The 23777-nt window shown below is 75.1% G+C and carries 22 protein-coding genes; 13 read left to right on the forward strand and 9 right to left on the reverse strand.

What is annotated here, in order from left to right; genetic code table 11:
* The first annotated feature begins 42 nt into the window (after positions 1 to 42).
* Together VFG42_RS09635 and VFG42_RS09640 are read left to right on the forward strand one after the other, a co-directional pair.
* The gene (locus tag VFG42_RS09635) at positions 43 to 1110 is read left to right on the forward strand and encodes an MBL fold metallo-hydrolase (protein WP_324907732.1); all 1068 of its coding nucleotides are present in this window, start codon (positions 43 to 45) and stop codon (positions 1108 to 1110) included.
* A 25-nt stretch (positions 1111 to 1135) separates the two neighbouring features.
* Entirely contained in the window at positions 1136 to 1936 is an 801-nt protein-coding gene (locus tag VFG42_RS09640; protein ID WP_324907734.1) for an SDR family NAD(P)-dependent oxidoreductase, read from the forward strand.
* Here VFG42_RS09640 and VFG42_RS09645 read toward each other — a convergent pair.
* Positions 1926 to 2330 (reverse strand): hypothetical protein, encoded by a 405-nt coding sequence (locus VFG42_RS09645; RefSeq protein ID WP_324907736.1) that lies wholly within the window; start codon positions 2328 to 2330, stop codon positions 1926 to 1928. The two genes, VFG42_RS09640 and VFG42_RS09645, sit on opposite strands and share 11 nt — an antisense overlap.
* A complete protein-coding gene (locus VFG42_RS09650; protein ID WP_324907738.1) occupies positions 2327 to 2728 on the reverse strand; it encodes a hypothetical protein in 402 nt (133 codons plus the stop codon). Before VFG42_RS09650 ends, VFG42_RS09645 begins: the two co-directional genes overlap by 4 nt.
* Before the next feature lie 51 nt (positions 2729 to 2779).
* Between VFG42_RS09650 and VFG42_RS09655 the strand changes: the two genes are divergently transcribed.
* The gene (locus VFG42_RS09655) at positions 2780 to 3757 is read left to right on the forward strand and encodes a zinc-binding dehydrogenase (protein WP_324907740.1); all 978 of its coding nucleotides are present in this window, start codon (positions 2780 to 2782) and stop codon (positions 3755 to 3757) included.
* Here VFG42_RS09655 and VFG42_RS09660 read toward each other — a convergent pair.
* Positions 3754 to 4518, reverse strand: a complete 765-nt coding sequence (locus tag VFG42_RS09660; protein WP_324907742.1) for a helical backbone metal receptor — start codon at positions 4516 to 4518, stop codon at positions 3754 to 3756. The two genes, VFG42_RS09655 and VFG42_RS09660, sit on opposite strands and share 4 nt — an antisense overlap.
* Before the next feature lie 10 nt (positions 4519 to 4528).
* Positions 4529 to 7903 (reverse strand): methylmalonyl-CoA mutase family protein, encoded by a 3375-nt coding sequence (locus VFG42_RS09665; RefSeq protein WP_324907744.1) that lies wholly within the window; start codon positions 7901 to 7903, stop codon positions 4529 to 4531.
* A gap of 317 nt (positions 7904 to 8220) precedes the next feature.
* Between VFG42_RS09665 and VFG42_RS09670 the strand changes: the two genes are divergently transcribed.
* The 3 genes from VFG42_RS09670 to VFG42_RS09680 are packed head-to-tail and all read left to right on the forward strand — an operon-like array spanning position 8221 to position 10822.
* Positions 8221 to 9108: a 3-hydroxybutyryl-CoA dehydrogenase gene (locus VFG42_RS09670; RefSeq protein WP_324907746.1), complete on the forward strand. Its 888-nt coding sequence runs from the start codon at positions 8221 to 8223 to the stop codon at positions 9106 to 9108.
* On the forward strand, positions 9105 to 10268 hold the full coding sequence (locus VFG42_RS09675) for an acyl-CoA dehydrogenase family protein (protein ID WP_324907748.1): 1164 nt from the start codon (positions 9105 to 9107) through the stop codon (positions 10266 to 10268). Before VFG42_RS09670 ends, VFG42_RS09675 begins: the two co-directional genes overlap by 4 nt.
* Before the next feature lie 44 nt (positions 10269 to 10312).
* Positions 10313 to 10822, forward strand: coding sequence for a MarR family transcriptional regulator (locus VFG42_RS09680; protein WP_324907750.1), 510 nt, complete (start codon positions 10313 to 10315; stop codon positions 10820 to 10822).
* Positions 10823 to 10834: 12 nt separating this feature from the next.
* Here VFG42_RS09680 and VFG42_RS09685 read toward each other — a convergent pair whose 3' ends face one another.
* Positions 10835 to 11299, reverse strand: a complete 465-nt coding sequence (locus tag VFG42_RS09685) for an adenylate/guanylate cyclase domain-containing protein (protein WP_324907752.1) — start codon at positions 11297 to 11299, stop codon at positions 10835 to 10837.
* Between the two features lie 96 nt (positions 11300 to 11395).
* Here VFG42_RS09685 and VFG42_RS09690 point away from each other — a divergent pair, with 96 nt between their 5' ends.
* The gene (locus VFG42_RS09690) at positions 11396 to 14803 is read left to right on the forward strand and encodes an Ig-like domain-containing protein (protein WP_324907754.1); all 3408 of its coding nucleotides are present in this window, start codon (positions 11396 to 11398) and stop codon (positions 14801 to 14803) included.
* A gap of 10 nt (positions 14804 to 14813) precedes the next feature.
* On the opposite strand, the gene VFG42_RS09695 is transcribed toward VFG42_RS09690, so the two are convergent.
* The 3 genes from VFG42_RS09695 to VFG42_RS09705 form a co-directional block, all read right to left on the reverse strand.
* Complete coding sequence (locus VFG42_RS09695; RefSeq protein WP_324907756.1) at positions 14814 to 15728, reverse strand: LysR family transcriptional regulator; 915 nt, start codon at positions 15726 to 15728, stop codon at positions 14814 to 14816.
* Positions 15729 to 15858: 130 nt separating this feature from the next.
* Positions 15859 to 16854 carry a LysR family transcriptional regulator gene (locus VFG42_RS09700; RefSeq protein ID WP_324907758.1) on the reverse strand — a complete coding sequence of 332 codons (996 nt, stop codon included), beginning with the start codon at positions 16852 to 16854 and terminating at the stop codon, positions 15859 to 15861.
* On the reverse strand, positions 16851 to 17795 hold the full coding sequence (locus VFG42_RS09705; RefSeq protein ID WP_324907760.1) for a LysR family transcriptional regulator: 945 nt from the start codon (positions 17793 to 17795) through the stop codon (positions 16851 to 16853). Before VFG42_RS09705 ends, VFG42_RS09700 begins: the two co-directional genes overlap by 4 nt.
* A 129-nt stretch (positions 17796 to 17924) precedes the next feature.
* On the opposite strand from VFG42_RS09705, the gene VFG42_RS09710 reads away from it, so the two are divergent.
* From VFG42_RS09710 to VFG42_RS09725, 4 genes are all read left to right on the forward strand, one after another.
* Complete coding sequence (locus VFG42_RS09710; protein WP_324907762.1) at positions 17925 to 18128, forward strand: hypothetical protein; 204 nt, start codon at positions 17925 to 17927, stop codon at positions 18126 to 18128.
* 92 nt (positions 18129 to 18220) lie between these two features.
* The gene (locus tag VFG42_RS09715; protein ID WP_324907764.1) at positions 18221 to 18694 is read left to right on the forward strand and encodes a hypothetical protein; all 474 of its coding nucleotides are present in this window, start codon (positions 18221 to 18223) and stop codon (positions 18692 to 18694) included.
* An 85-nt stretch (positions 18695 to 18779) separates the two neighbouring features.
* Positions 18780 to 20123: a sigma-70 family RNA polymerase sigma factor gene (locus VFG42_RS09720; protein WP_324907766.1), complete on the forward strand. Its 1344-nt coding sequence runs from the start codon at positions 18780 to 18782 to the stop codon at positions 20121 to 20123.
* 71 nt (positions 20124 to 20194) lie between these two features.
* The gene (locus VFG42_RS09725) at positions 20195 to 21877 is read left to right on the forward strand and encodes a hypothetical protein (RefSeq protein ID WP_324907768.1); all 1683 of its coding nucleotides are present in this window, start codon (positions 20195 to 20197) and stop codon (positions 21875 to 21877) included.
* Here VFG42_RS09725 and VFG42_RS09730 read toward each other — a convergent pair.
* On the reverse strand, positions 21874 to 22578 hold the full coding sequence (locus VFG42_RS09730) for a winged helix-turn-helix domain-containing protein (protein WP_324907771.1): 705 nt from the start codon (positions 22576 to 22578) through the stop codon (positions 21874 to 21876). The genes VFG42_RS09725 and VFG42_RS09730 overlap by 4 nt on opposite strands.
* A 66-nt stretch (positions 22579 to 22644) precedes the next feature.
* Between VFG42_RS09730 and VFG42_RS09735 the strand changes: the two genes are divergently transcribed.
* Both VFG42_RS09735 and VFG42_RS09740 read left to right on the forward strand, forming a co-directional pair.
* Positions 22645 to 23349, forward strand: a complete 705-nt coding sequence (locus tag VFG42_RS09735; RefSeq protein WP_324907773.1) for a hypothetical protein — start codon at positions 22645 to 22647, stop codon at positions 23347 to 23349.
* A 38-nt stretch (positions 23350 to 23387) separates the two neighbouring features.
* Positions 23388 to 23771 (forward strand): hypothetical protein, encoded by a 384-nt coding sequence (locus VFG42_RS09740; protein WP_324907775.1) that lies wholly within the window; start codon positions 23388 to 23390, stop codon positions 23769 to 23771.
* Positions 23772 to 23777 lie beyond the last annotated feature (6 nt).

A 23777-nucleotide genomic window follows, 5' to 3' on the forward strand; every position in this document is an offset into this window, starting at 1 on the left:
CCCACTATAACCAATCGGTCGTTTGGTAGGGTCGCGAGGCTCGTGCCCTCCCGCGCGCCCCACCCGCCGCCGGTCCCCGCGCCGGTCCCGCTCGACGCCCGGCTCGTCGCGCCCGGGCCGCCGCGTCCCGGCGCCGAGCGGGCCGACCGCCTCGCCGACGGGCTGTGGGTGCTGCGGCTGCCGCTGCGCTACCCGACGACCTCGGCGATCAACTGCTTCCTGCTGGCCGACGCGCGGGGCGGAGGGTGGACGCTGGTCGACTCGGGCTCCGGGCTGGACGGCGGCTGGGAGGCGCTGCGCGGCGCGCTGCGCCTGGCGGGCGTCGAGCCCGCGGCCGTCGGCACGCTCGTGCTCACCCACCCGCACCCCGACCACTCCACGCTGGCCGCCGAGCTGGTCGACCGCCTCGGCTGCCGGGTCGTCCGCCACGCCGGGCCGACGTCGACGATGGACCGCCTGCGCGACCCGCGCCTGCCGCTGGCGCGGCGCGAGGCGGCCGCCCGGCGCGAGGGCGTCGGCGAGGACGAGCTGGAGGTCCTGACCGACGTCCCGATCGCCGGCGACGGCCGCCAGCCGCGCCCGGCCGCCGACCACGTGCTGCATCCCGGCGACGCGCTGGCCTCGGCCTCCGGCACCTGGCACGCGGTCCCGGTGCCCGGCCACTCGCCGAGCCAGATGGCGCTCTACGAGCCGACGCGCCGCTGGTTGATCGCCGCCGACGCGGCCTACGCCGGCGTGCGCCCGTACCTGGAGTGGGGGACCAGCGCGACGCCGCTGGCCGACTACCGCGCGTCGCTTGCGCGCGTGCGCGCGCTGGCGCCGGAGCTGCTGCTGCCCGGCCACGGCCGCCCGGACCGCGACCCGGCGGCCCGCCTCGCAGGCGCCGAGGCCACGCTGGCCGAGACCGTCGCGTGGGTGCGGGGCGCGCTGACCGAGGAGCCGCGCACGGCCTACGCGCTGACCTGCGCGCTCGCCGGCGACGAGCCCAACCCCGACGAGCGCGGCTCGGTGCTGTCGGTGGCGTTGTGCGTCCTGGAGGAGCTGGTGGGCCGCCACGAGGCGGCGCAGGAGATCGGGGCGGACGGGCGGCGGCGGTTCGCCCGCGCCTGACACCGAGGCGAGAAGGGGAGTGGAGATGGCAGACGGACGGATGGCGGGCAAGGTCGCGATCGTGACCGGGGCCGCGTCGGGGATCGGCCGCGCGACGGCGCTGCTGCTGGCGAGCGAGGGCGCGCGCGTGGTCTGCGTCGACCTCGAGCGGGGCCCGGCGGATGACGTGGTCGACGCGATCGCGGCCGCGGGCGGCACGGCCATCGCGGTGGCGGCGGACGTGACCGTCGAGGCCGACATGGAGCGGATGGCTCAGGCGGCGCTGGACGCCTACGGCCAGATCGACGTGCTGCACGCCAACGCCGGCATCCCCGGCGTCGGCCAGGCGCACGAGGAGACGCCGGCGGGATGGGCGCGGCTCATCGACGTCAACCTGACCGGCGTGTGGCTGTCGTCGCGGGCGGTGCTCCCGGCGATGCTCGCGCGCGGCCAGGGTGCGCTCGTGCTGACCGCGAGCGTCGGCGGGATCAAGGGCGTCCGCGCGCTGGCCGGCTACTCGGCCGCGAAGGCCGGCGTGCTCGGGCTGATGCGCTCGATGGCCGTCGACTACGCGGCGCAGGGCATCCGCGTCAACGCGATCTGCCCGGGCACGGCGTGGACGCCGCTGGTCGAGGCCACCTACGAGCTGGGCGGCGGCACCGGCGTCGGCCCGGACGGCGCGAAGGTCTCGATGGAGGAGGCGCGCGAGCGCAGCACGGCGCGCTACCCGATCGGCCGCCTCGGCACGGTCGAGGAGATCGCGCAGGCCGTCCTCCACCTCGCCGGGGACGGCTCCTCGTGGACGACGGGCACGGCGCTCGTCGTCGACGGCGGCTTCAGCCTCTGACGCCGACGCCGACGTCGACGCGCGCGGTGCCCGCGATCGCGCGGGCGCCGCCGTCGACGTCCAGCCAGACCTCGCAGAGGCGGGTGCCGTCGTCGTCGACCGCGAGCACCGTGCCGCCGGCGATCACGCGGTCCTCCACGCGCACGTTGCCCAGCAGGCGCAGCTCCAGCGCGCGCAGCCGGCCGGCGGGGAACGCCGCCCGCAGCATCGTGACGATGTAGCTGCCGTTCGCCGGGCCCTGGTTGATCTCGCGGTCGCCCAGGCCGAGCGCGCGCACGGCGGTGCGGTCGAGGTGGATCGGGTTGGGGTCGCGCAGCACCACGGCCAGGCCGGCCATCGCCGCGGCGCTGACCGACTCGACCACGTGCTCGGGCAGCACGTCGCCGGGCCTCATGCCGCTGCCTCCTCGTCGCGGCGGGGCAGGATGTAGGAGATGGTCACCGCGGCGACATCGGCCAGCGCGACGCGCACGCGCAGGACGTCGAAGGCGCCGCGGCGCCCGGACTTGCGCGTGCGGTCGAGCACCTCGCCGGTGATCGGGTAGGGGCGGTCGAGCGCGAGCGGGGGCCCGTCGAAGGCCATCGCGACGCCGCCGAGCATCGGGCCGTCGTGGGCGAGGTCGATCCCGTGCCGGGCGAACAGCTCGCCGAGGCCGATCCCCAGGCCGCGCAGGTCGCTGACGATCAGCCACAGCGCGGTGACCGTCGGGTCGCCGTCGGGGTCGCCGCCGACGTGGCGGGCGAACGCCCGGTGGTCGTCGGCGCTGAGCGTGAAGGTCCCCGCCGGGAGCATGGGCCGAACCTACCACCACCGCACAACCGAACGATTGGTAGGGTGACCGCCATGCGCGCCGTCACCCTCACGTCCCCGTCCGCCGACGACCCGGTCTCCGCCGTCACGATCGGCGAGCGCGACGCGCCCACGCCGCCCGAGGGCTGGACGACCGTCACGCTGAAGGCCGCGTCGCTGAACCACCACGACGTGTGGAACATGCGCGGCGTCGGCGTCGACCCGTCGTGGCTGCCGGTCGTCGTGGGCTCCGACGGCGCCGGCGTGGACGCCGACGGCAACGAGGTCATCGTCCACCCGCTGATCGCCGACCCCGACGCGGGCGGCGGCGACGAGACGCTGGACCCCAAGCGCCGCATGATCTCCGACGGCATCGACGGCACGTTCGCCGAGGTCGTGACCGTCCCGCGCCGCAACCTCGTGCCCAAGCCCGCCGAGCTGTCCTGGGAGGCCGCGGCCTGCCTGGGCACCGCGTGGCTGACGGCCTACCGCATGATCTTCGGCCGCGGCGACCTGCCGCCGGGCAGCACGATCCTCGTCCAGGGCGCGGGCGGCGGCGTCGCCACCGCGCTGATCGCGCTCGGCCGCGCCGCCGGCCTGCGCGTCTGGGTCACCAGCCGCGACGCGGAGAAGCGCCGCCGCGCCGTCGAGGAGCTCGGCGCGCACGCGGCCTTCGAGAGCGGCGCGCGCCTGCCCGAGCGGGTCGACGCCGCGATGGACACCGCGGGCCAGGCGACGTTCAAGCACTCGCTGCGCTCGCTGCGCCCCGGCGGCACGCTGGTCAGCATCGGCGCGACCACGGGCGTGGCGGTCGACCCCGAGCTGACGCGCCTGTTCCTCAACCAGATCCGCATCCAGGGCGTGGCGATGGGCACGGTCGACGAGCTGCGTCGCCTCGCCCAGATGTGCGCCAGCGCGGGCGTCGCGCCGACGATCGACTCCACCCACGCGCTCAGCGCGGCGCGGGACGGCATCCGCCGGATGGTCGACGGCGACCTCTTCGGCAAGGTCGTCTTCGACTGCGCGAGCTAGGCCTGGGCGTCGGCGTCGCGCGTGAAGTCCACCAGGTAGCGCAGCCCCGCGATCGCGCGGCTGCCGTACCAGGACGTCATCTCGCCGTCGATCAGCGCCGCCCGCGCGCCGGGCACCAAGGCCTCCACCTCGGCGAGGTGCCGGTCCTTGAAGTGGTAGGGCTCGCTGCTGAGCAGGACGTGGTCGACGGCGCCCGCGTGCTCCTTCAGCGCGACCTCGGGATAGCGCGCGTCCGGCGCGTCCGGGACCGTGTCCCACCCGAACGCGGCCAGCGTCCGTGAGATGTAGGTGTCGGGCGCGACGCTCATCCACGGCTCGCGCCAGATGAGGTACAGCACGCGGCGGCGCGGGCGGTCGGCCGCCGCGGCGACGGCCGCCGCGTAGGCCGCCTCGAACCGCGCGCACAGCGCCTCGGCCTCCGCCTCGCGCCCGAAGACCGCGCCGAGCTGCCGGTAGAGCGCGAGGTTGTCGCGCGGCGCGCACGGGTGCGTGACGACGACGTGCTCGACGAACGTCCGCAGCTCCTCGGCATCCTCGCGGCGGTTCTCGTCGACGTTGACGATCGCGTGCGTCGGCGCCAGCGCGCGGATCCGGTCCATCTTGAGGTCCTTGGTCCCGCCGACCTTCGGGACGTGGCGGACGGTCTGCCACGGGTGCACGCAGAAGCCGGTCCGGCCGACGAGCCGCGGCGCCAGGCCGAGGTCGCAGAGCAGCTCGGTGATCGACGGGACGAGGCAGACGATGCGGACGTCGTCCGGCATCGACCGAACGCTACATGTTGCGCCGGTACTCGCCGCCGACGCCGTACAGCGCGGCGGAGATCTCGCCCAGCGACGCGTGCTTGACGGCCTCCAGCAGCGCCTCGAAGACGTTGCCGCGCTCCAGCGCGACCTCGCGCAGGCGGGCCAGCGCGGCCGGGGCGTCCTCCGCGCCGGCGGCGTTGAACGCGCGCACGCTGGCGATCTGGGCGAGCTTCTCGGACTCGGTCGAGCGCGCCAGCTCGGGCTCGACGTCGACCTCGCCCGCGCCCTCGCGCGGCAGGAACGTGTTGACCCCGATCAGCGGCAGCGTCCCGTCGTGCTTGAGGCGCTCGTAGTACAGCGACTCGTCCTGGATGCGGCCGCGCTGGTACATGGTGTCCATCGCGCCGAGCACGCCGCCGCGCTCGGAGATCCGCTCGAACTCCTCGTAGACCGCCTCCTCGACGAGGTCGGTCAGCTCGTTGACGACGAACGACCCCTGCCACGGGTTCTCGCAGAAGTTCAGGCCCAGCTCGCGGTTGATGATGAGCTGGATCGCGACCGCGCGGCGCACCGACTCCTCGGTCGGCGTGGTGATCGCCTCGTCGTAGGCGTTGGTGTGCAGCGAGTTGGTGTTGTCGAAGATCGCGTAGAGCGCCTGCAGCGTCGTGCGGATGTCGTTGAACTGCATCTCCTGCGCGTGCAGCGACCGGCCGGACGTCTGGATGTGGTACTTGAGCATCTGCGAGCGCGCCGACGCGCCGTAGCGCTCGCGCATCGCCCGCGCCCAGATCCGCCGCGCGACGCGGCCGATGACCGCGTACTCGGGGTCCATCCCGTTGGAGAAGAAGAACGACAGGTTGGGCGCGAAGTCGTCGATCTCCATCCCGCGCGCCAGGTAGTACTCGACGATCGTGAAGCCGTTGGCCAGCGTGAAGGCCAGCTGCGAGATCGGGTTGGCCCCGGCCTCGGCGATGTGGTACCCGCTGATCGACACGGAGTAGAAGTTGCGCACGCCGTGGTCGATGAACGACTGCTGGACGTCGCCCATCATCTTCATGGCGAACTCCGTCGAGAAGATGCAGGTGTTCTGGGCCTGGTCCTCCTTGAGGATGTCGGCCTGCACCGTGCCGCGCACGCGGGTCAGCGTCTCGGCCTTGATCCGCTCGTAGGTCTCGCGGTCCAGCACCTCGTCGCCGCTGACGCCCAGCAGCCCCAGGCCGAGGCCGTCGTTGCCCGCCGGCAGCTCGCCCGCGTAGCGCGGGCGCTCCACGCCGCGCTGCGCGAACAGCGCGTCGATCTTGGCCTGCGCCGCGTCCCAGCGGCCGGTCTCGCGCAGGTGGCGCTCGACCTGCTGGTCGATCGCCGCGTTCATGAAGAACGCCAGCACGATCGGCGCGGGGCCGTTGATCGTCATCGAGACCGAGGTCGTCGGCGCGCACAGGTCGAAGCCCGAGTAGAGCTTCTTGGCGTCGTCCAGCGTGGCGATCGACACGCCGGAGTTGCCGACCTTGCCGTAGATGTCGGGCCGCTCGTCGGGGTCCTCGCCGTAGAGCGTCACCGAGTCGAACGCGGTCGACAGGCGCGCCGCGGGCTGGCCCTCGGACAGGTAGTGGAAGCGCCGGTTGGTGCGCTCCGGCGTGCCCTCGCCGGCGAACATGCGCGTCGGGTCCTCGCCCTCGCGCCGGTAGGGGAAGACGCCGCCGGTGTAGGGGTAGGAGCCCGGCAGGTTCTCCTTCATGAGGAAGCGCAGGCGGTCGCCCCAGCCGTCCAGGCGCGGCGGCGCGATCTTGGCGATCTTCGAGCCGCTCAGCGAGGTCCGGTAGTTGTCACCGCTGATCTCCCGGCCGCGCACCGTGTAGGTGTAGGTGTCGCCGGTGATCCCCTCCAGCTTGGCGTCCCAGCCCTCCAGCAGCGCGCGGGCCTCCGGGCCGAGCTGGTCCAGCGCCTCGTCGCGGCGGTCGCGCAGCGTCTGGGCGACGGCGGGGTCGCTCTCGCCCAGCGCCTCGGCGGCGGCGTCGTAGTGCTGGGCGGTGGCCGCCACGGCGGCCAGCCGCTCGACCTCGGCGTTGACCGAGCGCCCCTGCTCGGCGATCTCGGCCAGGTAGCGCACGCGCGCGCCCGGGATCAGCGCGTGGCCCAGCGGCTCGCGCTCGTCCGGATCCGCGCCCGGGTCCAGGTCGATGCGCCGGCACAGCGCGGTGAACATCCAGGTCAGGCCCGGGTCGTTGAACTGGCTGGCGATCGTGGGGAAGACCGGGACCTCGTCGTCGGCCAGGCCGAACGCGACGCGGTTGCGCCGCCACTGCTTGCGCACGTCGCGCAGCGCGTCGGGCGCGCCCTTCTTGTCGAACTTGTTGATGACGACCAGCTCGGCGAGGTCGAGCATGTCGATCTTCTCCAGCTGGCTGGCCGCGCCGAACTCGCTGGTCATGACGTACATCGGGAGGTCGACGAGGTCGACGATCTCCGAGTCGCTCTGGCCGATGCCGGCGGTCTCGACGATGACCAGCCCGAAGCCCGACGCGCGCAGGCAGGCGACCGCGTCCTCGAGGATCGCGCTCGTCGCGCGGTGGTGGCGGCGCGTGGCCATCGAGCGCATGTAGATGCGGTCGTGGCGCAGGCTGTTCATGCGGATGCGGTCGCCGAGCAGCGCGCCGCCGGTGCGCCGGCGCGTCGGGTCGACGGCCAGGACGGCGACCCGCAGCTCCGGGAAGCGCTGCATGAAGCGCGAGAGCAGCTCGTCGGTGACCGTCGACTTGCCGGCGCCGCCGGTGCCGGTGATGCCGACGACCGGGACGCCCTCGCCCGCGGCCTGCCACTGCTCGCGCAGCGCGGCCAGGCGCTCGTCGTCCAGCGCCTCGTCCTCCAGCGCCGAGAGCATCCGGGCGATGTCGCGGTCGGTGCGCGCGATCGGGTCGGCCGGGACCTCGGAGGGCTGCTGCGCCGCACGGGCGCGCTCGACGAGGTCGCCGATCATGCCGGTCAGGCCGAGCGCCATGCCGTCGTTGGGGTGGTAGATCCGCTCGACGCCGTAGTCCTGCAGCCCGGCGATCTCGTCGGGCGTGATCGTGCCGCCGCCGCCGCCGAAGACGCGGATGTGGCTCGCGTCGTGCTCGGCGAGCATGTCGACGACGTAGCGCAGGTACTCGACGTGGCCGCCCTGGTAGGAGGACAGCGCGATCGCGTCGGCGTCCTCCTGGATCGCGGCGCTGACGACGTCGCGCACGCTGCGGTTGTGGCCGAGGTGCACGACCTCAGCGCCGCTGTCCTGGATCAGGCGGCGCATGACGTTGATCGCGGCGTCGTGGCCGTCGAAGAGCGAGGCGGCCGTGACGAAGCGCAGCGGGAAGGCGGGGCGGGCGTCGGCGGGCGGCGTGTCGGGAAGGTCGGTCTGGATCGTCATCGGGGTGCTCCTGGGGGCGAAAGCAGACTAGGCCAACGGCAGGCCGGAGCGGGATGAGAGGAGAAAGGGCGCTCCGGCCTGCTGCAGGGAACTCGGCGGGGCGTGGACGGTCTCAGTCCATCACCGCGCCGCGGCCTCATTGACCTGGTGTCCGCCGGTGGCGGGTCCTGTCGCGTTCCACGTCCCGCGGGCGCGACAAGGATGGTCGACCATCGGTTGGTCGGAAGATAAATAGTAGGAGGTCCAACGATCGGACTATCGCACACCTGGTAGCGTGGCCGCAAGAAGCCTTTCGTCGAAGTCCACAAGGAGCCCACATGCAGGAACAGGACGTCTTCACGCAGGTCGGAGTGGTCGGCGCCGGGTTCATGGGTTCCGGCATCGCCGAGTCGACCGCGCGCGCCGGCATCCCCGTGATCCTCTACGAGCCCGAGGAGGCGGCCCTGCGGCGCTCGCGGGATCGCATCGACACGTCGCTGGAGCGGGCGGTCGCGGGCGGCAAGCTCGACGCGGCCGCCGCGGGCGAGCTGCGCGACCGGATCGCCTGGACCACCGACCTGATGGCCTTGGACGGCAGCGACGTCGTCGTCGAGGCGATCGTCGAGGACGTCAAGGTCAAGGGCAAGGTCTTCCGCGACATCGACGCCTGGCTGTCGCCCGACTCGCTGCTGGCGTCCAACACCTCGTCGATCCCGATCGCCCAGCTCGCGTCGTGGACCCAGCACCGCGAGCGCGTGCTCGGCCTGCACTTCTTCTCGCCGGTGCCGGTGATGAAGCTCGTCGAGGTCGTCGTCGCGCTGGACACCGGCGCCGACGCCGTCCTGCGCGCGCAGGCCTTCGCCGAGGCGATCGGCAAGACCGCGATCCGCACCAAGGACCGCTCCGGGTTCATCGTCAACATGCTGCTCGTCCCGTACCTGATGGCCGCGGTGCGGATGTACGAGGAGGGCTTCGCCTCGCGCGAGGACATCGACACGGGGATGAAGCTCGGCGCCGCGCACCCGATGGGTCCGCTGACGCTGTGCGACTTCATCGGGCTCGACGTGCTCTACGCCGTCTGCGACTCGCTCTACGAGGAGTTCAAGCGGCCCGAGTACGCGCCGCCGCCGTTGTTGAAGCGGATGGTCGTCTCCGGCCACCACGGCCGCAAGTCCGGTCGTGGCTTCTACGAGTACTCCCGCGCGCGAGTAGGCGCCGCGGCATGAGCGCGCTCGCCGACGGGCCGGTCCGGTACGGGCTGACCCAGGAGCAGCGGGATCTGCGCGACATGGTGCGCGAGCTGGCCGTCGGCCGGATCGCGCCGCGCGCGGCGGCCATCGACGCCGCCGGCGAGTTCCCGCAGGACGTCCGGCAGCTGCTGGCCGAGCACGACGTCCTCGCGCTGCCGTTCGCCGAGGCCTACGGCGGCACGGGCACCGGCACGCTGATGACGGTCGTGGCGATCGAGGAGATCGCCAAGGCGTGCGCGTCCAGCGCGCTGATCCTCGCCGTCCACGACCTCGGCACGCTGCCGATCCGCATCGACGGCTCCGACGAGCTGAAGGCGCGCGTGCTGCCGAAGTACGCCGCGGGCGAGTGGCTGGCGGCCTTCGCGCTGAGCGAGCCCGACGCCGGCTCGGACGCGGGCGCGCTGCGCACCAACGCCGTCGCGGTCGACGGCGGCTGGCGGCTGAACGGCGCCAAGAACTGGATCACCAACGCCGGCGTCGCGGGCGCCTACGTCGTCTTCGCGGTCACCGACGGCGCCGCGCCGCCCTCGCGCGGGATGACCGCGTTCCTCGTCGAGGCCGACGCGCCGGGCTTCGCCGTGGCCAAGTTGGAGCACAAGATGGGCATGCGCGGCTCGCCGACCGGCCAGCTGACCTTCGACGACGTCTTCGTGCCCGATGGCAACGTCATCGGGTCGGTCGGCGACGGCTTCAAGGTCGCGATGCGCACGCTGGACCGCTCGCGCCTGGGGATCGCCGCGCAGGCGCTGGGCATCGCGCAGGGCGCCACCGACTACGCGGCCGCCTACGCGCGCGAGCGCACCGCGTTCGGCAAGCCCATCAACCAGCTCCAGGCGATCCAGTTCAAGCTCGCCGACATGGAGACGCGCACCGCCGCCGCGCGCGAGCTGCTCTACCGCGCCGCGGCCAAGGCCGACCACGACGAGCCCGACCTGGGCAAGTACTCCGCGATGGCCAAGCTGTTCTGCTCGGACACCGCGATGGACGTCACCGTCGAGGCCGTGCAGGTGCTCGGCGGCTACGGCTACGTGACCGAGTACCCGGTCGAGCGGATGATGCGCGACGCCAAGCTCACCCAGATCTACGAGGGCACCAACGAGATCCAGCGCGTCGTGGTCGGTCGCAGCCTCCGCTGAGCGCCGGAGCGCGGTGAATCCGACCGATGTGCCACGCTGCCCCGGTGTCAGGCTCTCTGCCCTTCGACCCGATCGACGAGGCGCGCCGCCAGTGGCAGAAGCACTGGGGCGCGTCGCCGACGCCGTCGATGGTGGCGGTCACGTCGATCATGCGCGTGGAGCAGATCCTCACCGCGCGGCTGAACGCGCTGCTGAAGCCCTGGGACCTGACGTTTCCGCGCTACGAGGCGCTGATGCTCCTGTACTACTCGCGCAACGGCTCGCTGCCGCTGGGCAAGATGGGCGCGCGCCTGCAGGTGCACCCGACGAGCATCACCAACACGATCGACGGGCTCCAGAAGCTCGGCTACGTCGAGCGCACGCGCCACGAGGACGACCGCCGCAAGTGGCTGGCGTCGATCACCGAGCGCGGGCGCGAGGTCGCGGTCGAGGCGACCGAGGTCATCAACAACGCCCGCTTCGGGACCCAGCCGCTCAGACGCGCTCAGCTGCAGGACCTGTTCGAGATCCTGCGCGACCTGCGCGCCGACGAGGACGCGTTCGACGCGGGCTGACGCGCGGCGCGCTCAGACGAGCGCGGGGCGCAGGGTGAAGCGCACGGCCTCGACCTCGGCGCCCGAGCGGACCTGCCACGGCTGCGCCACGGCGCACAGCCGCGCGGCGCGGTTGACCGACATCCCGAGGTAGTCGAGGCCGGTGTCCGCGAGCACGACGCGGACGACCGGCCCGTAGGTGATGCCCGCGCGCAGCGGCAGCGCGGGCCCGGCCGCGTCGCGCGTGCGGACCATCGTGCGGTAGAGGCAGGTCAGCGCCGAGGTGACGTCGTCGGCCGCGAGCATCGCGCCGTCGCCCAGCCACTTGACGACCTCCACGCCGGCCGGCGTCGCCTCGCGGGTGACGTCGTCGCGCAGCGCGAGGAAGAGCCGCGTGGCCGCCGCGTCGCCGCGCTCGGCCGTGAAGTTCGTGAAGCCGCAGCAGTCCAGGAAGGCGATGGCCTTGGTCGTGACGTGTGGACGCGCGGCGTAGGACATCGGGCACGTCCAAGATACACGGCGTTCCAACTATCGGAAAGGCGTACGAGTCCAGGGCTTGGAACCCGGTCCAAACGTCTATAGCGTCTCCGCGCCATGCTCCCACGCACCTTCGTCCTGGGCACGATGCTCACGATCCTGGCGGCCTCCGGCGCCTCCGCCGCCACGATCACCGTCCCGGCCGGGGACACCGCCGCGCTCGTCTCGGCGATCGCCACCGCCAACGCCACGCCCGGCGCCGACACGGTCGAGGTCTCGGGCACCTACACGTTCTCCGCCGCCAACAACTTCTGGTACGGCCCCAACGCGCTGCCCGCGATCACCTCGGACGTCACGATCGAGGGCGACGCCGACCACGGCGCGGTGATCGCGTCCACCAACGCGACCCGGCTGCGGCTGTTCTACGTCGCGGACACGCGCTCCGGCCTGTCGGCCGGCACGCTGACCCTGCGCGACCTCGAGGTCACGGGCGGCAGCGCCCGCGGCGGCAACTCGTCGTTCGGCGGCGGCGGCGCCGGCCTGGGCGGCGCGATCTACAACCAGGGCACGCTGCGCCTCGACGGCGTGACGCTGCAGGGCAACCGCGCCACCGGCGGCACCGCCGGGGCCGTCAACTCGACGAGCGGCGGCGGCCTCGGCGAGGACGCGGTGGCCAGCGGCGGCGGCGGGGGCTTCGGCGGCACGGTGCCCGGCGGCGGCGCGGGCGGCGCCGGCGGCGCGGCGACGACCTACGGCGGCGGTGGAGGCGGAGGCGGCGGCTACGCGTCCGGCGACGTCGGCCAGCCCGGCGTCGGTCCGGTGGGCGGCGCGGGCGGGGGCGTCCCCAACGGCCTCGGCGGCGCGAACTCGGACCGCACGCGGGGCGGCAACGGGTCGGGCGCGGGCGGGAGCTCGATCGTGGGCGCGGGGCCGGGCGGCTCCGGCGGCGGGTTCGGCCACGGCGGCGGCCTCGCTCCCGACAACGCCGCCTCCAACCGCGGCGGTGGCGGCGGTGGCGGCGTGGGCGGCGGCGGCGCGGGGGCCGGCCCGGGCGACGGCGGTGGTGGCGGCGGCTTCGGCGGCGGCGGTGGCTGGTCGAACCTCGACGGCGGCGACGGCGGCTTCGGCGCCGGCGGCGCGGGCACCGACGGCCGCAACAGCGGCGCGGTCCCCGGGCACGGCGGCTTCGGCGGCGGCGACGGCGGGGCGTTCATCGCCAACTCGGTCAGCGTCGGCGGCGGCGGCGCCGGGATGGGCGGGGCGGTCTTCAACGACCGCGGCACGGTCACGGCCACCAACAGCACGTTCGCCGGCAACGCGGTCGTCGGCGGCGGCAGCACGGCCGCGTTCGTCGGCGGCACCGTCAACGCGGGTGGCGGCGGCGCCGCGTACGGCGCCGCGCTGTTCAACCTCAACGGCACGGTCACGCTGACCCACGTCACGATCGCCGGCAACAGCGCGACCGCCGGCGTCGGCGTGACGACGGGGCTCGCGTCCGGCGCGGTCGCGACCGTCGGCTACGACACCTCGGGCCCCGCGACGGCCGGCTCCACCGCCCGGCAGTCGATCGTCACGGCGGTCGGGAGCAGCGCGGTGTTCGGCGCGGCGCCGTCGACCGTCGCCGACGGCACGGCCAACAGCGCGGTGTTCTCCAGCATCCTGTCCAACGCCACCTACGTCGGCACCACCGACCCGAACCTCGCGCCGCTGGGCGACTACGGCGGGCCGACGCGGACGATGCCGCCCAACCCGGGCAGCGGGGTCATCGGCGGGGCCACCGCGCAGAACCTCGTCACGACCGACCAGCGCGGCTTCACGCGCGCCGCGCCGTTCGACGTCGGCGCGGTGCAGACGGTGGCGACGACGGTGACCGCCGACCACGTCGACACGCCGTACGCGGGCGCGGCGCGCAACGTGACGTTCGGGGCGACGGTCGCTCCGGCACGCGGCGCGACCGGCGCCGGGAACGTCACGTTCACGCTCGGCGGCGGCCTGGGCTCGGGGTCCGGGGCGATCTCCGGCGGCACGGCCTCCAAGGCGATCGGCCTCGCCGGCGGCACGGCGCCCGGCGACTACACGATCACCGCGAGCGCGGCGGCCGCGCCGGGCTTCGCGGCCGGCAGCGGCACCGAGACGCTGCACGTGCTCCAGGCGCCGCAGGTCTGCGCCGACGTGACGGGGCAGACGCTCGAGGGCGACGCGGTCTCCGTGGCGCCGGACTGCGGCGGCGACGGGCCCGCGACGATCGCGGTCGTCGGCGCGCCCGCGCACGGCACCGCGACCGCCGTCGGCGGGCATCTGCGGTACACGCCGGACCCGGGCTTCTTCGGCGACGACACGTTCACCTACACGTCGACGAACGAGGGCGGCGCGTCGAACGTCGCGACGGCCACGGTGACCGTCCAGGCGCTCAAGCCGGTCTGCTCCGACGTCACGGCCGTCGCGAGCGCGGGCATCGGGCGCGTGGTCGCGCTGGACTGCGCCAGCGAGATCGCCCAGACCCACGCGATCGTCGCCGGGCCGGCGCACGGCACGCTGGGCGCGATCGGCGGCGACGGCAAGGTCACCTACACGGCCGACGACGACTACGCCGGGACCGACACGTTCACCTACCGGTCGACGAACGCGACCGGCGCCGCCGACGTCGCGACCGTCACGCTCGACGTCAAGGCGCGCCCGACGCTGTCCGGGACGCGCGGGCACGCCGTGGTCGACGGGCGCTTCGACCCGGTGGCGGGGGCGACGATCGAGGTTCGCGTCTACGCCGACGCGTCGTGCACCGGCACGGTCGTCCACGCCGAGACGGTGGTGCCGGACGCCTCCGGCGCGGTCTCGATCGACTACACGCCGACGGAGCCGGGCAGCTACGGCTGGCAGTCGCGCTACAGCGGCGACGCCAACAACCTGCCGGCGACGAGCGCCTGCGAGGCGCAGGTGATCGCGGCGCCGATGCCCCCGGCCTACGATCCGCCCGCGCCGCGGCCGCCCGTCCCGGCCCCGGCTCGGGAGTGCGGCACGCCCGTGACGCTGCTCGACGTCTCGCCCGTCGGGACCCGCGCGCGCGTGAGCGGCGTCGCGCACCGCGCGCTGGCCGGCCAGGCGGTGACGATCCTGCGCGGCACCGCGCCGGTGGGCACCGCGACCGTCGGCGTCGACGGCGCGTTCTCGGCGCTGGTGGGCGGCCCGGCGAAGGCCGACGCCGCCCCGGTCAAGTACACCGTGATGCTCGGCGCCGACCGCAGCCGCGCGTTCCGCTACGACCGCCTGCTGCGCATCACCGGCCGCAGCGGCCTGAAGGTCAGCGGCCGGCTGGCGCTGAAGCGTCCCCCGAGCCGCGTCACGATCTCGCGCGAGAACGTCTGCACCGGCGCCCGCGCGCTGAGCACGACCAAGGTGTCCAAGAACGGCACGTTCTCCTTCACCATGCGCACGCCCGACAGCGGCTCGCCCTACGCGCTCTACCGCGTCTCGGCCAAGGTCGGCGGCGGGCACAGCTACAGCACCGAGGTGGCGGTCACGGGCTAGGGCCGGCCGCTCAGGCCACCAGCGACGTCCGCTCCAGCGCCTGGACCCCGGCCGCGACGACCTCGCACACCTCGTCGGGCAGGCGGCGGTCGCGGTGGGCGTAGCGGCAGATGCAGCGGGGCGACACGAGGCCGTCGAGCGGGACGCGGACGATCGCGGCGTCCCAGGGCTCGACGGCGGCGGCCGCGACGATCGCCCCGCCGGCGCCCGCGCGGACCGCGCCCAGCGCCGCGGGCACGCTGGAGGCCTTCGACGACCAGCGCGGCGCCGTGCCGCGGACGCGCAGCTCGCGGTCGATGCGGCGGGCCTCGTCGGCGTCGCCGCAGACGATCAGCGGCTGGCGCTCGATCAGCTCGGAGGGCGGGCGGCCGTCGAAGCGGCCCAGAGGCGAGGCGGCGGGGACGGCCAGGATGTAGGGGTCGGTCCCGACGCGGCGGACGTTCAGGCGGTCGGCGCCGTGGGGCAGGCCGCCGACGGCGACGTCGATCTCGCCGCGGGCGACGGCGCGGGCCAGCGCGGGGTCGTCGTCGACCTCCACGACCTCGACGTCGTCGGCCCGCGCGCGGCGCAGCATCGGCGCCAGCACCCGCGCGCCGAGGCCGCCCAGCACGCCGATCCGCGACGGCCGTCCGGCCAGCACCGCGAGGTCGGCGCGGGCGGCGGCGAAGCCGTCCAGGAGGCGGTCGGCGTGGTGCAGCATCAGCGTTCCGGCGGGCGTCAGCCGCACGCGCCCCGAGCCGGAGCGGCGGACGACCAGCGCGGTGCCGACCAACTCCTCCAACTTGCGCACGAGCTGCGAGACCGCGGGCTGCGAGTACCCCAGCTCCTGCGCCGCGGCGCGGAACGACCGGTTGCGCGCGACCGCCGCGTAGGCCGCGAGGTGCCGCTGCTCGACGCCGATCCAGGATGGTGCTGCTGCGCTCATCGAAACGCTCCGGGGCCACGGGGTGTGCGGGGACACCCGTGCCATCCGGCGGGCGCGCGGGGGCGCCCGTGGGCGTTCGATCAGCGTGTCCGCGTGCGGACACGTAGGGGGACCCGGCGATCGGTCGGGCTCAGCGCGGCGGCGGGAGCATCGCGCCGGCCAGCTCGTGGCAGACCGCCCGCGCCACCACGCGGAACGCGTTGGCCGCCGGCGACAGCTCGGCGTCCTCGCCCGACCGCCACGCCAGCGCGACGATCCGCGCCGGCGCGCCCTCCAGCGGGACGAGCGCCGTCCCGGGATGGGCGGCGTCGACCGCCAGGTACGGCGCCAGCGCGACGCCGGTCCCGGCGGCGACGAGCGTCTGCACCGACTCGTTGTGGTCGGAGGAGAACGCGACCGTGGGCTCGACGCCCCGCGCCGCCAGCCAGTCCAGCGCCGTCCGCTGCCCGCGCCAGCGCCCGTAGGCCACCAACTCGAGCCCGGCGAGGTCGGCCGCCGTGGCCGCGCCGCCGCGCCGCGCCAGCGGATGGTCCGCGGGCACCAGCAGCAGCAGCGGGTCCTCCAGCAGCTCCGTGCAGGCCAGCTCGCCCTCGGGCAGCGGCAGCTCGCAGAACGCCAGGTCCAGCTCGCCGGCCGCCAGCTCGTCCAGCAGCTCGGCGTCGGCCGCGCTCTCCGACGGCACGACCTGGACGTCCGGGCACTCCTCGGCGAAGCGCAGCAGCACCCGCGGCAGGACGCGGCCCGCGACGCTCGGCAGCACCCCGACGCGCAGCCGTCCGGCGCGCCCCGCCGACAGCGCGGCCAGCTCGGACCCGGCCCGCGCGTAACGGGCCAGGATCTCCTCGACGTGCTCCAGCAGCAGCCGCCCGGCGGGCGTCAGATCCACCGCCGCGCTGCCGCGCGAGCGCTCGATCAGCCGCGTGTCGACCAACCGCTCCAACTGCGCGATCTGCTGGCTGATGGCCGACTGCACGTAGCCGAGGCTCTCGGCCGCCTCGCGGAACGACCCCTCGCGCGCGATCGCCGCCAGCGCCTGCAGGTGGCGCACCTCGACGCCGAGCCAGGCGTCGCGGGTGACGCCGGGCGGCGCCGCTCCGGTCCCCGCCGACGGGCGCTCGTCGCTCATCGGCGGGCCTCGGCCGCCGCCGTCGTCGCGCGCATCGCGCGGCCCAGCGCCTCGCGGAACGCGCAGAGCGCCGGGATCCGACGCCGGTCGCGGTGCCAGTACAGCGCGACCCGCCGCGCCGGGAGCAGGTCGCCCAGGCCGACGACCGCCACGCACGCGCGGTGCTCGTCGACCGCCGTGCGCGGCATCAGCGCGCTGCCCATCCCGGCGGCGACCAGCGGCAGCAGACCGGCCGCCATCCGCGAGCGCAGCGCCATCCGCGGCGCGACGCCCGCCGCGCGCAGCTGGCCCTCGACCAGCTCGAGCATCGGCCAGCGCTCGTCGGCGATCAGCGGGAGGCCGTCCAGCTCGTCCAAGGACCCCAACTCGCCGCGCCGGGCCAGCGGCGCCTCGCGCTCGACGACCAACACGATGGGGTCGACCAGCACCTCGACGGCGTCGAACGGCCCGTCGGGCAGCGGCAGGTCGTCCAGCGCGGCGTCGAGCTCGCCGCGGCGCAGCGCCTCGGCGCGCGCCGCCGGGCTGACGTCGCGGTCGCGGATCGTCACCGCGACCTCCGGCGCCCGCGCGGCGAGCAGCTCGATCGCGCGCGGGATCGCGTCCATGATCGCCGGGTCGTGCACGCCGACGCGCAGCGCGGCCTCGGCGCCGCGCAGGTCGGCGCCGGCCGCGTCGAGCTGGGCGAGGATCCCGCGCGCGTGGCGGGCGACCACCGCGCCGACCTCGGTCAGCTCCAGCCGCTGGCCGGGCGTCCGGACGAAGACCGGCGTCCCCAGCGCGCGCTCCAGCTGCGCCATCTGCTGGCTGACCGCCGAGAGCGCGTAGCCCAGGCGCTCGGCCGCGACCTTGTAGGAGCGCACCTGCTCGACGGCGGACAGGGTCGCGAGATGTCGTGGCTCGACGCCCGCCAGCGCCGGCGCCGTCACGCTGGCTCCCCGCACGGCCGCGTCATCCGAGGCATGGTACTGCGGTGTCTCCCTCGCCCTGGCGGGCGCAATGCCGATCGGCAATCGGGTCCTCCACGAGCTCGCGTTGCCTTCCCGCTCGCGCGAGCGCGAGGATCGCGCCCCGTGACCTCCGAGCCGGCATCGACCCCGCGGCTGGTCGTCCGCGACGACCTCGTCGGCGTCTGGCGGCGGGCCTGCGCCGCGCAGGACGCGGCGTGGCGCGGCTGGCTCGGCGGCACCGGCGGCGCGGGCCCCGTCCTCGCCGCGCTGGACCGCGAGGAGGCGGCGGCGCGCGCGCTGGCGAGCTTCCATCGCGCCGGGATCTGACACCGCCAGAGATCGAGGGGGGCGGAGACGCGGGCTCGCCGGATGGAAGCGATGCAACGTCATCGTCAACCGACCCAAGGAGCCTCCCCGAGATGATCGCCACCCCGTTCCGCGCCCACCCCGCCGCCGCCGCGGCCGCCACCCTGGCGGTCTCCGGCGTCTGCGCGGTCGCCGCGCTGGCCGGCCCGACCGCGGCGACCGCGCAGGTCAGCGACGCGCCGTGCGACACGAGCTACCAGCTGGCCCTGCAGCCGCTGCACGCGAAGATCCACGGCCGCAGCGTGCTGATCGGCAAGCTGTACGTCTTCGACGAGGGCCGCAACCTGTGCGCGGTGACCACGTCGGTCGGCACGAAGTACGAGGGCGTCCGGAAGTTCATGCGCGTGACGCTCTCCGTCGGCGGCAAGACCCAGACCGATCAGGGCCAGTTCAGCCTCTACGCCGGCCGGATCCGCCTGCCCGACAAGGGCTGCTTCTCGGCGCGCGGCACCGTCACGCTGGCCGGCGGCCAGAGCGACGACGAGTACGCGAGCTGCGTGCCGTGGCGGAACAAGCCGATGCCGTGAGACGCGGGCAAGCGCGGTCCGTGCACGCGTGGTTCAGACATCTGGATCACGCGTGTCCCCGTCGTGAGGGATGATGTCGGTTCTCGTGTCATCGTCGACAATCGCCAAAGCCAGCTACGAGGATCACCGGGCCTACGTGCTCGGCGTCCTGGCGCGGCGCTGTCGGTGGCTGGGCGCGGAGGATCGCGAGGCCGCGCTGCACGACGCGTACGCCGTCCTGCTGGAGAAGCAGCGGGACGGCGTGCTCGACGTCGAGGCGATGAACGAGCACCAGGTCCGCGCGTACCTGACGCAGACCGCGCTCAACAAGGCGCTCAGCGAGGGCAGCCGCGCGTACCGCAGGACGTCGGTCGCGCTGGAGGAGGGCGGGCTGGAGGCGCCCGACGGCGCGCTCGCCGCCGACGACGCGCTCGCCCGCGACTGGGACAGCGCGCGCCTGCGCGAGATCGTCGCCGAGCTGCCCGAGCGCCAGCAGGTCGTGATCGCCCTGCGCTACTTCTTCGACCGCGCGCCCGACGAGATCCAGCACTACCTCGGGATCACCGAGCGTGTGTACCGGCGCGAGATGGAGCGCGCGATGCGGACGCTCAGCGCGCGCATGGCCGAGGTCCGCGACGGCTCGTTCTGCGAGAGCCGCCGCAGCCTGATCCTCGCCTACGTCTCCGGGATCGCCGGACCCAACCGCATGCGCGACGCGCGCCGCCACCTGCAGAGCTGCACCGGCTGCGCGGCCTGGGCCTTCGAGCTGCGCCACGCGGCGCGCGAGGCGGGCGCGGTCGTGCCGCTGCCGGTCATCGTCGGTGGCGGGCTGGTCGACGACGGCGGCGACCGGCTCGTCGCGCTCGGCCACGGCACGCGCGGGCTGCGCGATCGGTTGGCCGACCTGCTCAGCGGCGGGCGCGAGCACGCGACGGGCCTGGCGACGCGCGCCGACCCCGCGACCGGCTCGCTGCTCGGCGCGCTGCGGCCGGGCACGGTCGCCGCGGTCGTCGCGGGCTGCCTCGGCGTCGGCTCGACCGCGACCTACTGCGTCTTCGAGGGGCTCCCCGCGCCGCTGGCCGGCCATCGCGCGCCGGCCGCGAAGGCGGAGGCCAAGGAGCCGAAGGCCAAGCCGGCGGCCAAGGTCGCCACGACCGCGGCGGTCACGGTGCCCGCCGCGGTCTCGGCCGCCGAGCGTCCCGCGTCGACGGCCAAGACCAAGACCACCACCAAGTCGGCCTCGACGTCGACCAAGACCACCAAGAAGCAGCGACAGCGGGCCAAGGCCCGGAAGGTCGCCCGCGCCACCGCGCCGGAGTTCGGCGTCGAGGGCACGGGCACCGCGACGCCACCCGCCGCCTCCCCAGCGGCGTCCTCGGCGTCGTCCGGATCGTCCTCCGGCTCCACCTCCGCCGCCAACGGCGGGTGGGGCCAGGAGTTCGGCCCCTGATCGCATCCGCGTCCCACACCCTTCACGAATCCCGATTGGGCGCCGGACGACGCCCACGCAGAATGGACCCCATGCTCCCCAGACCCGCTCTCCCCGCTGCTTTGCTGCTCGCGTTCTCCGCGCTGGCCCTGGTGTTCGCCGGGCCCGCCGTCCGGGAGGCGCACGCCGGAACCTACGTCGTCTACTCCTGCCAGGACCCCAACGGCAACCTGGCGTCGACGTCCTCGTGGTCGTTCCGGTTCTCGGCCCCGACCGTCGACACCCACGACGACACCTGCCCGCGCGGCGGCGTCCACGTCCGGCTGACGCCCGGGATGACGCACCCCGCCGACGCCGAGGCGCGCATGTACTTCTGGGCGCCCGACAACACGGTCATCACCAAGTACACGCTCTGGCGCAGCGCCCGGGTCGCGGCCGGGACCGCGTACTTCTTCAGCGCGATGGAGAAGTTCGGGACGACCGGCGACGACTACCGCTGGGCCGGGACCGGGTGCAAGGGCACCACCAACAACTGCTCGGGAGTCGGCGACCCGGCGACGCCGCTGTCGGACGCCAACAAGTTCTCGCGCACGCCGCCGGTGCCGGTCAACGGCGTGGCGCTGTACGTGTCCTGCGGCGAGCCCAACAGCGGCACCACGGCGTGCCCGTCGACCAGCGGCGTGGCCGCCGAGACGTGGCTGCACCGCGCCGACATCACGCTGGCCGACGACATCAAGCCGTCGTTCTCCACCGCGCCCGCCGGCGGGCTCGTCGACGCGACCGCCCCGGTGTCGGGCATCTCCACCGTGTCGGTCCTGGCCACCGACAAGGGCGGCGGGGTCGCGCAGGCGATGGTCGAGGTCGACGGCAAGGTCGTCGCCACGCAGGCCTTCGGCGGCGCCAACTGCACCCAGCCCTACGCCTACCGCGTGCCGTGCCCGCTGACCGCCAGCGGGACGCTGTCGCTCGACACGGCGACGCTGGCCGACGGCGCCCACAAGGTGCGCGTCCTGATCCAGGACGCGGGCGGCAACACGACGGCCTGGGGCCCGGTGTCGTTGACCACGCACAACGCGCCGCCCGACGAGTCCTGCAACCCCGAGCCCGCGCTCGACCTCACGACGGCGGGCATGAGCATGAAGCCGGGCCTGCTGCGTCCCGGCAAGGCGTCCAAGGGCGTCGGCACGGCGGCGATCACCATCCACTACGCGACCAAGGCCAAGGCCAAGGCGCGCGGCCTGCTGCGCGCGGCCGACGGCACGCCGCTGGGCGGTCAGCCGGTCTGCCTGGTCTGGCGCCCGGCCGGGACGACCGGGCCGCTGGAGGTGCTGCGGCGCGTGACGACCAAGGCCGACGGGCGGTTCAGCATCATGATCCCGCGCGGCTCGTCGCGCGAGATCTACGCGATCCATCGGACGCCCGCGGGCGCGGTCGTCGGGCGGACGGTGCTGCGGGTGATCCCGAAGGTGACGATCGCGGCGTCGCGACGCAGCCTGCGCAACGGGCAGCTCCTGACGCTGCGTGGCCGGCTGTCGGGCGGGCCGATCCCCAGCCGCGGCGTGCTCGTGCGCGCCGAGGCGTGGCGCGGCACGCACTGGCAGCCGTTCCGGGACACGCGCGCGAAGGGCTCGAAGGGCAGCTTCCGCGTGCGGTACCGCTTCGTCGGGACGACCGGCTCGCAGCGCTACACGCTGCGCTTCCACGTCGTCGCCCAGGCCGCCTATCCCTACGTGGGCGGCGTGTCCAAGCGCATCCACGTGCGCGTGCGTGGCTAGGCGCCCAGGCGCGAGGTGACGGCGTCGGCGTAGGCGCGCATGCGGCGGGCGGCGGCGGTGGCGTCGCCGCCCGCGACGGCGTCCAGCAGGCCGCGGTGCTGGGCGGCCTCCCAGGCGCCGAAGCCCGCGGTGGCGTCCAGGCGCGCGAGCGCGGGCGCCAGCGCGTCGCCCAGCGCGGCCAGCAGTGAGGCCAGGACGGCGTTGCCCGCGGCGTCGGCCAGCGCCTGGCGGAACGCGGCGGACGCCGCGGCGGCGGGCTCGCCGGCCGCGACCAGGCGGGCGTGCCGGTCCAGCGCGTCCTGGAGCGCGCGCCGGTCGGCCGCGGTGGCGCGCGCGGCGGCCAGGCGGGCGGCCTCGACCGCGGCGACCCGGCGCGCCTCCAGCAGCTCGGGGTCGGCGGCGCGGCACAGCTCGGCGACGAGCCGCTCGGCCCCGGGCCGCGCGGCGCGGTCGGCGACGAACGCCCCGCTGCCGTGGCGGATCTCGACCAACCCCATCATGCTGAGGCCGTTGATCGCCTCGCGGATCGTCGAGCGGCCGACGCCGAGGGCGACCTGGAGGTCGCGCTCGGAGGGCAGCCGGGTGCCGGGCGCCAGGCGCTTGGCCTCGATCTCCTCCAGCAGCTGACGCGCCACGACGTCGGCGAGCTTGCTGCGCGGGGCGCGGGACAGCTCCAGTCCGGCGGTCGGGTCGGCGCTCACCCGGCCGATGCTATCCGCGCTCGATTCGAGGGGGCGGGATCTCGGGCTCGCCCAATGGAAGGGGTGGTGACCGACCACGACCCCCGCACCACCGACCCCGTGGACAACCTCTTCGAGGCCCACGGCGCGGCCGCCCCGGCACCCGAGCCGGCGGCGCGGCCGTACTCGTGGGACGACGACGCCGCCGCGACGGCGGTGCCGCGGCGGGAGCGGCGGGCGGTGCTGGAGGACTGGGCGGCGCGGGCGCGGGACGTCCTCGCGCGCGCGGCCGACGCCGCCCACCGGGTGGGCGTGCCGGCGGGCGGGCGCTGGGTGGCGCCGGCGGCGCTGGCGCTGGTCGGGCTGCTGGTGGCGGTCGTGGTCCTGCGGCCGGGCGGCGGCGGTGGGGGCGGGGGCGCCGCGCGCGCCCCGAGCGCGCCGCGCACGGCCACGACCGCGGCCCCGGCGCGACCCGCGCCGGTGCCCGACGTGGCGGCCCTCGCGGTCACGCGGACCGCGGCGCGGCGTGGCGACGTCGTCCCGGCGGTCGAGCGGGCGCGGGCGGCGCGAGCGCGAGCGGCGGCGCGGGCGCGCGCGGTGGCCCGGCGCCGCGCCGCGCGCCGCCACCGGCGCGCGGTCGCCCGGCGCGGCGCGCCGCCGCCCGCCGCGGCGACCCCGAGGCCCGCGTCCACCCCGGCGCCCGCGCCCGCGCGTCCGGCGCCCGCCCCGCCGCCGTCGTCCTCCCCCTCCTCCTCCGGGACCACCAACAACGAGTTCAGCTTCGAGCGATGACCGCAACCAACCCAACCACCATCACAAGGAGCAACACCATGAAGGCAGCCACCATGTCCCTGCGCCGTCGCGCCCAGGGGCTCTACGTCGCCGCCGCGGCGGCGGCCCTGACGGGCCTGGGCGCGGCGCTCGTCCTGCTGGGCCCGCACGCGCTCGTCCTCGCCAAGGCGGCGGGGGTGGGCGGCAAGGAGCACGACCTCAGCTCCGGGACGGACTTCAAGGACCTGATCAAGGTCGCCAACCACCTGACCGACGCGGCGATGATCCCGACGATCGCGATCGCGCCGCTGGCGGCGGTCGCCGGCGCGTTCGCGCTGATGATGGGCGGCGGCGGACGGCAGGGCAGCGGCGGCGTGAAGCTGATCGGCGGCGCCATCGGGGCCGTCGTGGTCGTCGCCGGCGCCAAGGGCCTGGCCTACTAGGGGCGC

The organism is Baekduia sp., assembly GCF_035685985.1.
Lineage (GTDB): Bacteria > Actinomycetota > Thermoleophilia > Solirubrobacterales > Solirubrobacteraceae > Baekduia.

Excerpts from the sequence above, each read along its gene's own strand:
- VFG42_RS09640 (WP_324907734.1), top strand. The coding sequence starts at position 1,136 with ATGGCAGACGGACGGATGGCGGGCAAGGTCGCGATCGTGACCGGGGCC.
- VFG42_RS09645 (WP_324907736.1), bottom strand. The coding sequence starts at position 2,330 with ATGAGGCCCGGCGACGTGCTGCCCGAGCACGTGGTCGAGTCGGTCAGC.
- VFG42_RS09650 (WP_324907738.1), bottom strand. The coding sequence starts at position 2,728 with ATGCTCCCGGCGGGGACCTTCACGCTCAGCGCCGACGACCACCGGGCG.
- VFG42_RS09655 (WP_324907740.1), top strand. The coding sequence starts at position 2,780 with ATGCGCGCCGTCACCCTCACGTCCCCGTCCGCCGACGACCCGGTCTCC.
- VFG42_RS09660 (WP_324907742.1), bottom strand. The coding sequence starts at position 4,518 with ATGCCGGACGACGTCCGCATCGTCTGCCTCGTCCCGTCGATCACCGAG.
- VFG42_RS09665 (WP_324907744.1), bottom strand. The coding sequence starts at position 7,903 with ATGACGATCCAGACCGACCTTCCCGACACGCCGCCCGCCGACGCCCGC.
- VFG42_RS09670 (WP_324907746.1), top strand. The coding sequence starts at position 8,221 with ATGCAGGAACAGGACGTCTTCACGCAGGTCGGAGTGGTCGGCGCCGGG.
- VFG42_RS09675 (WP_324907748.1), top strand. The coding sequence starts at position 9,105 with ATGAGCGCGCTCGCCGACGGGCCGGTCCGGTACGGGCTGACCCAGGAG.
- VFG42_RS09685 (WP_324907752.1), bottom strand. The coding sequence starts at position 11,299 with ATGTCCTACGCCGCGCGTCCACACGTCACGACCAAGGCCATCGCCTTC.
- VFG42_RS09690 (WP_324907754.1), top strand. The coding sequence starts at position 11,396 with ATGCTCCCACGCACCTTCGTCCTGGGCACGATGCTCACGATCCTGGCG.
- VFG42_RS09695 (WP_324907756.1), bottom strand. The coding sequence starts at position 15,728 with ATGAGCGCAGCAGCACCATCCTGGATCGGCGTCGAGCAGCGGCACCTC.
- VFG42_RS09700 (WP_324907758.1), bottom strand. The coding sequence starts at position 16,854 with ATGAGCGACGAGCGCCCGTCGGCGGGGACCGGAGCGGCGCCGCCCGGC.
- VFG42_RS09715 (WP_324907764.1), top strand. The coding sequence starts at position 18,221 with ATGATCGCCACCCCGTTCCGCGCCCACCCCGCCGCCGCCGCGGCCGCC.
- VFG42_RS09725 (WP_324907768.1), top strand. The coding sequence starts at position 20,195 with ATGCTCCCCAGACCCGCTCTCCCCGCTGCTTTGCTGCTCGCGTTCTCC.
- VFG42_RS09740 (WP_324907775.1), top strand. The coding sequence starts at position 23,388 with ATGAAGGCAGCCACCATGTCCCTGCGCCGTCGCGCCCAGGGGCTCTAC.